General features: G+C 53.9%; 8 protein-coding genes and 2 pseudogenes. 3 read left to right on the top strand and 7 right to left on the bottom strand.

The genetic code is table 11. From position 1 onward, the window contains the following. The 3 genes and pseudogenes from HUO07_RS11055 to HUO07_RS22210 form a co-directional block, all read left to right on the top strand. A pseudogene (locus tag HUO07_RS11055) lies at positions 1–100 on the top strand (IS5/IS1182 family transposase); the annotation flags it as partial. A 293-nt stretch (positions 101–393) separates the two neighbouring features. Next, positions 394–2,127 carry a PilZ domain-containing protein gene (locus HUO07_RS11050; protein WP_176303613.1) on the top strand — a complete coding sequence of 578 codons (1,734 nt, stop codon included), beginning with the start codon at positions 394–396 and terminating at the stop codon, positions 2,125–2,127. A gap of 430 nt (positions 2,128–2,557) precedes the next feature. After that, entirely contained in the window at positions 2,558–2,659 is a 102-nt protein-coding gene (locus HUO07_RS22210) for an excalibur calcium-binding domain-containing protein (RefSeq protein WP_176303612.1), read from the top strand. Between the two features lie 10 nt (positions 2,660–2,669). Here the strand turns inward: HUO07_RS22210 and HUO07_RS11040 are convergent, their stop codons facing one another. The 7 genes and pseudogenes from HUO07_RS11040 to narI form a co-directional block, all read right to left on the bottom strand. Then, positions 2,670–3,326, bottom strand: a complete 657-nt coding sequence (locus tag HUO07_RS11040; protein WP_176303611.1) for an SOS response-associated peptidase family protein — start codon at positions 3,324–3,326, stop codon at positions 2,670–2,672. 139 nt (positions 3,327–3,465) lie between these two features. Further along, positions 3,466–3,624 (bottom strand): annotated as a pseudogene (locus tag HUO07_RS11035) (GTP 3',8-cyclase MoaA); the annotation flags it as partial. Next, positions 3,621–4,028, bottom strand: a complete 408-nt coding sequence (locus HUO07_RS11030) for a putative zinc-binding protein (protein ID WP_176303610.1) — start codon at positions 4,026–4,028, stop codon at positions 3,621–3,623. The gene HUO07_RS11030 and the pseudogene HUO07_RS11035, both read right to left, overlap by 4 nt. A 53-nt stretch (positions 4,029–4,081) precedes the next feature. After that, positions 4,082–5,344 (bottom strand): molybdopterin molybdotransferase MoeA, encoded by a 1,263-nt coding sequence (locus HUO07_RS11025; RefSeq protein WP_176303609.1) that lies wholly within the window; start codon positions 5,342–5,344, stop codon positions 4,082–4,084. Continuing rightward, positions 5,341–5,913, bottom strand: a complete 573-nt coding sequence (gene moaB, locus HUO07_RS11020) for a molybdenum cofactor biosynthesis protein B (RefSeq protein WP_008958044.1) — start codon at positions 5,911–5,913, stop codon at positions 5,341–5,343. The genes HUO07_RS11025 and moaB overlap by 4 nt, the downstream gene beginning before the upstream one ends. A gap of 35 nt (positions 5,914–5,948) precedes the next feature. Beyond that, complete coding sequence (locus tag HUO07_RS11015) at positions 5,949–6,770, bottom strand: peptidylprolyl isomerase (RefSeq protein WP_176303608.1); 822 nt, start codon at positions 6,768–6,770, stop codon at positions 5,949–5,951. 39 nt (positions 6,771–6,809) lie between these two features. Then, entirely contained in the window at positions 6,810–7,493 is a 684-nt protein-coding gene (gene narI, locus HUO07_RS11010; RefSeq protein ID WP_176303607.1) for a respiratory nitrate reductase subunit gamma, read from the bottom strand. Positions 7,494–7,501 lie beyond the last annotated feature (8 nt).

The raw sequence follows: 7,501 nt of genomic DNA, 5'->3' as shown, positions 1-7,501 counted from the left end.
GAAGCCGTATCGCGCCATAGCGACGCGTTACGACAAGCTCAAGCGAAACTACGAAAGCATGGTGGCCTTAGCTTGTGGTTGTTTATGGCTGCCCATGTGAAACGTCAACAGACCCTAGTGATATGACTGAAGTCACATTGCAGTGCATTTAGAAGGTGGCAGAGCTCAGTGAAGACTTTAACGAGCGCCTGTGGTGCGAAATATGATGATAGTGGTGAAGACTCAGCACCCACCCTGGCGGGCGATTTGAGGCATGAAACACTTAACGCTGCGAAACGTTAATCATAGACGTAAGGAGTGCTCTGAAAATCGAAGACTATGATAGTTTATGCAATGAACACTTCCTCTGATTGAAAAATAAAAAAAGCAGTATTACCCCTATAGGTATGACTGATGACACTCACTGCACTGTACGAAAATCCCTCTGCGAATGTGATTCGTTCGCTGCTCCAGCATACAAATGAGCTTTCTATATACGCCAAGGAGGTGCCCTATGCCTTAAAAGCAGACGTTGCGGAACTGGACCTGACTACTGGACGAATGGTACTTGAAATCGAGTACGCCGGATCAGATATTGAGCGGTACCTAGTTGACGGTAATGTGAGCTTTGATCTTGAGGCGCTAAAAGGGACACACGCCGTGGAGCGTGAGACCTACAGTCTCAGCAATGTCCCCGCCAAGCTTATCAAAACGGACAGTACGCTATATCGCCTCGAGTGCCAGCTCCCAGAATCGGTCTTTGTTCAAGAGAACCGTGGCGCGGTTCGTATCCCCTTCATCCTTGGCATGCAAGCCCGCGTCAATCTCGAAGTCTATCTCCATGAGCTCAACGTGCCGGGTCGGCTGCGTAACTTGTCGGTCGGTGGTTGTATGATTGACATCGATTTGGCGGAAAGTATAGCGATCAATGTAGACCAAGAAATCCCTGGGGTAACGCTGGAATTCCCCAACGGCGAAAGCTTTTTTGCCGAGGGCAAAGTCCGCCATATACGCTCTATCGGTAGTCATGGATATGCGGCGCTCGGTATTCAGTTTATTAACCTGACGACGTCACAAACAGAAGCTCTGTTTCAGTTCGTCAACGAGTCGGAAAGAGAAGCCGCCTTCCGGACAGGATCTAACGATAAGCTGTCCCGTCACTCGCCACTGTTCATTGCAGATGCTAAAGAGAAAAAGATGCTTCAGCGAGAAGTCCAAGAGCGTGAAAAACGTGCTCGCCAGTCACCGATGGAACGCGGTGTCGTTGATGTGGCGCATCAACTCCAAGTGGGATTGATGCATATGAGAAATAACTCCTTATTCCCTAGTGAGATCTTCTACGACTGCGTCGACACATTGCGTTACTTAGTGGAACAGGATCGCAAAGCCTTTCTTTATGCCCTAGCATTTCTGCGGGACGAGCCAGACTGGGTCAGACATGCCGTTCAGGTCGCCGGCCAACTGACCGACCTGCTCCTACTCCGTGACCCGCATGATCCCCAAGTGCGTGAAGCCGTGCTGGGCGCCTTATTACACACCATGGGCAAGCCGCTGCTGATCAGTGCCGAGCTACCATCGCTCAAGGTAACGATGAATCCGGAGCAGAAAGCCATCCTGAGAGGTCATGTCACAAAACTATGTAGTAAATTGGATGAGTTAGGCTGGAAAGCAAGCCCCACCTGCCGTGTTGTCATTGAGCAAGCCAACGAACGACTGGACGGTTCCGGCTACCCCGCAGGCAAGCGTGAGGAACAGCTCTCCGCGCTACTTCGGCTGATCGCGGTCATCAAAGCGATCAATAAGCTGATGCATTCACGAAATGGCCTGCCCCCACGCGCCCCGCTTGATGCCTACCGTAGGGTCCATGAGGCAGGTTCTGCCTATGATAAAACAGTGCTGGTGGAGTACATCCAAGTGTATGGTCTTTACCCGATCGGGAGTCTGACTAAATATTCGGGAGGCTTCCTAGCCTGGGTCATGGACATCGACAATAAAGGCATGCCTAACCAGGTGCATATTGTTAAAAACCTTCGTTTTCCAGATACCAATATTAGCAGCGTCATTGGCCAAGATGATTTGCCACAGATCGGCAAGTTACAAGAAATCGTCAATCCCTCAGATTATGGAGTGAACATTGTTAAAATATAGACTGAGCCCAATCCGGAAAAGAAAATGGCTGGTTTGATATAACACCGATGTAGGGCCTGAGTGCCGGTTACATCGTTCTTTCAGCTAGCTTTAAATCCTGCGAGACTCACGTCATAGGTAAGCGCAATACAGAAACTATGACGTGACGATTCACTTGTGAGGTGTTACTGCAGCATTTCCAAGGTGCCGTCTGTATCAGCCCGATGGCGGCACCTTCTTCAGCAAATAGAGGACAACTATACTCAGTCACGCTAAACATTAACCTAATGAGACAGGTGTGACAGTTACACAAGGAACTGCCCACTCTTATGTTGGTAAGGTAGCCATCCAACAGCACCTGCCTGCACTGCTGCCAATAACGTCCGCTCTTTCCCTACGATCGGAAAGCAGCTCCGGCTTTAGCTGTTCAACTCGTTAGACTTGCGGCTCTATGGCGTCATGCGAAGCGGCAATATTTCATTTGAACCAACGCGGGAACGGTCGCTTAGATGGTGATAATGATGGTATGCCGTGCGAGTCGATCTGCCGATGATTAGATAACATCACGCCGGATTAATCAGCTCTTCGCTCTGCCCTTCCGCTGGCTTGTTAACCTTGGTGCTCACAGGCCAATGCTCTAGCAGACTGGCATCGATATGCCGCACCATCTGCTTGATCGTCTCCCGATCAGTAATGTCAGGCGCTAACCAATGCTTAAGGCTATCGTCATCCAATATTAGTGGCATTCGATCATGCACCTCAGCAGCACTACCGCGTCCGGGCTCAGTGACAATGGCACAGCCTAGGCTTCCATCATCACGCTCAGCGAATATGCCTGCGAAACACAGCGGCTTACGATCTTTGCGGCAAATGTAATGCGGTTGCTTGGGTTTTGAGTCCTTAATCCATTCATACCAGCCGTCAGCCGGTATCAGGCATCTATGTTTTGAAAACGCCGATTTGAAATAGGCGTTGGTGGCCACCGTTTCAACTCGCGCGTTGATCGGCTGGTTACCTGTGCTGCTGGCCCATCGCGGCCGATACCCCCACCACATCTCGCCAATAATCGGTGCCTCATTTTCTGAAGTCTGGTACACGGCAGCGATCCACGTGCCGGGCGCGACGTTGTAGCGAGGCTTGACTTTTTGCTCGGGTACAGTAGCGCCAACCATTTTGGCCAGCTGATCAAGCGGGGTGAATAACGCGAATCGTCCACACATACTTGAATGATAGACGATAATTTACGGCTCGCAGCCACCCTTACACATGGGCGCTTACAGTCAACGCTGGTCATCGCTTATCGTCTGCCTAAAATACTGCATATATCAAACAACACTATAGGAGACAATTATGTCAGAGAGACAGAGTGGTAATCTCTTCAAGGGTAAGCAGTTGGGCCCGAGGCAGAAAGGTCATCTCCTCAGCCATGCAATAAACACAGCGAAAATCACAACGATCAGTCACCGATAGGCGCAGGTAACGCACCGTACGGCCAAACCCATCGACTAGCGCACTCATTCTGGGGACTCCTCTCCTTGGGCACTGGCGTTAACGGGTAGCCGAGCTATGAGCCCTTTCACTTCAGCGGTAATCTCTTCAATGGTTTCCTCATCATAAAACTGGCCCCGTCGCTTGCGCAGGCCGTTCTCATACAGCTTGACGTGCTCAGTGGGTATAACGCCCGCTTTGGAAAGACAGTGGCTGGCGCAATGCATCTGACACCCATCAATAGCTACGATAGGCCGCCCGGAGCGGGCGATGCGCACCAAGCCGGGCACGCCACCGCCGACACCAGCAATGCAGGACATTTCTGCCTCTCCTGCATGATCAAGACGCAGAGCAACACTATTGGCCAGTTGCGCCACATCAGAACAGCCGGAGCAGGCATAAATCAGTGTGCGCGGTTTGTATTGTGAAGACATACCCTCTCCTATGAAAAACAAACGAGGTCAGTGGCCACGATAGGAAAAGCTGTTCAAGCGGCGAACTGATTGATGGGGTAATAGTGATAGGTGGCCCCTTCAGTTACCTCCGTGGCGGGGTTAATCATTAAATAACCATGGGCCTGGCTAGCCGCGCTGAGCATATGCGAGCCCTGTCCGCCCGCTAACTGCGCCACGGGAGCCCCCTGTGACCAATCCATCTCCACCCGTAGTAGCTCGCAGCGCCCCTGGGGGCCACGCTGAGAAAAGCCCGCTTTTACTGGATAACGCTGTAGAACCGCTACGGCTCTACCTTGCATGGCATGGATAAACGGCAGCGCCAGCAGCTGCCAGCCCACCAGGGAGGCCACGGGGTTACCCGGCAGCGCCATTAACGGTGTGGAAGAAAAAGGCTCCGCGCCTAGATAACCGAAAGCAAAGGGCTTCCCTGGCTTCATCGCGACACCATGAAAATGCAGACCGCCGCGCTGCTCGATTACCGGACGAACATGATCCTCTTCGCCTACCGAAACGCCCCCGGTGCACACCACTAAATCTGCAGCGGTTTGTGCGTGCTCAAAGGCCTGATGCAATGACGCCGGCGAATCTGCGATGACACCCAAATCCAGCACGTCGCACTGCGCCTGTGCTAGCAGAACGTTAAGCATGGCGCGATTGCTGTCGTATACCTGCCCCGGTGATCGCGCAGCACCCGGGGGAATCAGTTCATCGCCGGTTGAGAGTATTGCCACCCGCAGGCGCCGTTTAACGGTCACAGCACTTATCCCATGGCTTGCCAGCAGCGCAATCGACGCGGCACCAAGCAACGTACCCGCGGCGAGTAGCGGGGTTCCCATGCGGGTCTCCTCGCCTTGACGGCGAATATTAGCGCCTACCACCAAGTTACCCTCAAGGTGTATATGCCCGTGCTGATCAAGGGTGACTCGCTCTTGAGGCACCACAATATCCGCTCCTAAGGGTACTGGTGCGCCGGTAAAAATACGCGCGCAGCCTCCTTCCGGTAGCAGCATGACGCCTGCGCCAGCCGGTACGCGTTGAAGAATGGGTAAGCCTGCGCCGGGAGGTGCCGCTTGGTAATCAGCCAGACACAGCGCGTAACCATCCATAGCGCTATTATCCACACCCGGCATATCGAGAGGTGCGACCAGCGTTTCTGCCAGTACTCGCCCCGCCGATTGTCCAAGGGTGATGTTTTCTACTGCATTAATGGGCGTGGCGGCGTCGATAAGCCGTTGGCGTGCATCAAACAGCTCTAACAAGCCGGGCGTGACTATTTGTGCGCAGTGACAGTTCATAAGTGCTCCACCTCATTGGAAGAGGTCGCTCGTCCACTACACGGGGTCGCTGAAGGAAGTACCATGGCGGCGAAGTTGCAGGGCCGAGTGCGGGAGTCCAGCTGCAAAGCGATAATGTTGTCCCACGCCAAGGCACACGCTTTGGGTGAGCCGGGCATGGCAAACATCATCGTTCGGTTGGCCACCCCCGCGACGGCGCGAGACTGGATCGTCGCTGTGCCGACTGTCTTCAGGGAGTAGTGGCGGAACAGCTCTCCATACCCTTCAATCGCTTTGTCGAACAGCGGTATCAACGCCTCGGGAGTGGTATCCCTGGCGGTAAAGCCAGTGCCGCCATTAACCAGAATCGCGTGGATATCTGTTCGCGCAATCCACTCCGAGACCACGGCACGAACCTGATAGATATCATCAGGAACGATGCGTCTCTCCACCAGGGTATGGCCGCTTTCGCTCAGATGTTCAACCAGTAGGTCACCGCTGCCATCTTCATCGAAACCACGCGTATCGGAAACCGTTAGCACCGCGATGCCAAGCGGAGTGAAAAGTGCATTGACAGGAACATGGGACATCAAGCCTCTCCTATTAGCTTTGCTATTGCTTCAAGCTATTGCATCAAGCTGCCGCCAGCATCGTCATCCAGAACAATTCCTTCGACGCCTATTTCGCTCTCTAACGCCAGCAAATAGTGACGCAGCGCACGTCGAGTTGCCTGTTCCCGTAGGCTATGGCGCACCCGGTCAATAACTTGATCGAAAGGTAACGCCCTACCGCCTCGCCGCTCGTCAATACTCACCACATGCCAGCCATAGCGAGACGCCAAGGGGCGCTCGTGAAGGCCTTCGGGCAAGTGCTGCAAAGCGCGGTCCAGCTCAGGAACGGTCTGGCCTGATACCAGCCAGCCCAAATCACCATCCATCTCTTTTGAAGGGCACGCGGAGTGGTGTTGAGCAAATTCGGCAAACCGCTCGGGTATGGAATTGAGTTCTTTAAGCAGTTTTTCGCCAAGTTGGTACGCGTCGTCGCGGCCCTCGGAGTCATCGGGTGCCGCTGCTAGCAGAATATGCCTTACACGTAGCTGGGCCGGTTCGCTGAAGCGCTCGCGGTGGGTGTCAAAAAAGCGTTGACAATCCCCTTCTCCCGATTCGGGCACCTCAAGCTCCTGTTCGAGCAAGGCAGCAATCGCTGCATCCTCCTGCGCTTCGCTGGTTTCCTGTGTCGATAAGAGACCCAGGACGTTAGCTCGCTGGCGTAGCAGCTCTCTAACCACTAAGGCACGGGCCGCCTGAAGCTGGGCCTCCCCCGCCGTTTCGGCGGGGTGGTACTGCATCTCTAACGCAATCGTTGCTTCATCGATACTAGCGTCGCCGACGCGCACCGGAGGCGGGGCGACACCCCCTGGTAGTTGTTCGATATCAATCATCTGCATGTTATTTCTCCTCTAGGCCTGGGCAAGCACAGTAAGTGTTTAGACGCGACGGCGGACAAGCTGATACCGCCGGGTCACATAGCCAAACGGTACGCTCCACACATGCACCAAGCGCGAGAAGGGGAACAGCAGGATGATGGTCAGGCCGATAAAGATATGCAGTTTGTAGATCCACGACACTTCCTGCATGTAGTCCGCCGCACCGCCGCTGAAGAAGACAATCGACTGCGCCCAGCTGGAGAGTGTCAGCATCATCTCGCCGTCCATATGGCCCAACGAGAAGATGATGGTCACCATACCCAGGCACGCCTGTAAGACGATCAAGCCCAGGATCAAGGTATCCATCATGCTCGACGACGCCTTTACGCGAGGATTGGCCACTCGCCGATAGAGCAACATGGCGCCGCCCACCACGCACATGGCACCGGCAATACCGCCGACCACGATGGCAATTAGCTGCTTGGTACCGGCATGCAGGAAAGGTGCGTAGACCCAGTGCGGCGTGAGCATGCCCACCAAATGACCGAAGAAAATCACGATAATGCCGATATGGAACAGGTTGCTGGCCAGACGCATGTTTTTCGAGGACAGCATTTGGCTGGAGCCGGTCTTCCAGGTGAACTGGCCTTGGTCGTAACGCATGAGACTACCGACCAAAAACACCGTACCGGCCAGGTAGGGGTAATAGCCGTAGATAAGATGTTGCAGGTACTCTATGAACATGGCGATTC

It is taken from the genome of Vreelandella maris (assembly GCF_013371085.1).
Taxonomy (GTDB): Bacteria; Pseudomonadota; Gammaproteobacteria; order Pseudomonadales; family Halomonadaceae; genus Vreelandella; species Vreelandella maris.
This window is presented reverse-complemented; position numbering and strand designations above follow the sequence as displayed.

What these genes read in the sequence shown, in the direction of transcription:
- HUO07_RS11030 (WP_176303610.1), bottom strand. Translation starts at nt 4,028, where the DNA reads ATGTCTTCACAATACAAACCGCGCACACTGATTTATGCCTGCTCCGGC.
- moaB (WP_008958044.1), bottom strand. Translation starts at nt 5,913, where the DNA reads ATGTCCCATGTTCCTGTCAATGCACTTTTCACTCCGCTTGGCATCGCG.
- HUO07_RS11050 (WP_176303613.1), top strand. Translation starts at nt 394, where the DNA reads ATGACACTCACTGCACTGTACGAAAATCCCTCTGCGAATGTGATTCGT.
- narI (WP_176303607.1), bottom strand. Translation starts at nt 7,493, where the DNA reads ATGTTCATAGAGTACCTGCAACATCTTATCTACGGCTATTACCCCTAC.
- HUO07_RS22210 (WP_176303612.1), top strand. Translation starts at nt 2,558, where the DNA reads ATGGCGTCATGCGAAGCGGCAATATTTCATTTGAACCAACGCGGGAAC.
- HUO07_RS11015 (WP_176303608.1), bottom strand. Translation starts at nt 6,770, where the DNA reads ATGCAGATGATTGATATCGAACAACTACCAGGGGGTGTCGCCCCGCCT.
- HUO07_RS11025 (WP_176303609.1), bottom strand. Translation starts at nt 5,344, where the DNA reads ATGAACTGTCACTGCGCACAAATAGTCACGCCCGGCTTGTTAGAGCTG.
- HUO07_RS11040 (WP_176303611.1), bottom strand. Translation starts at nt 3,326, where the DNA reads ATGTGTGGACGATTCGCGTTATTCACCCCGCTTGATCAGCTGGCCAAA.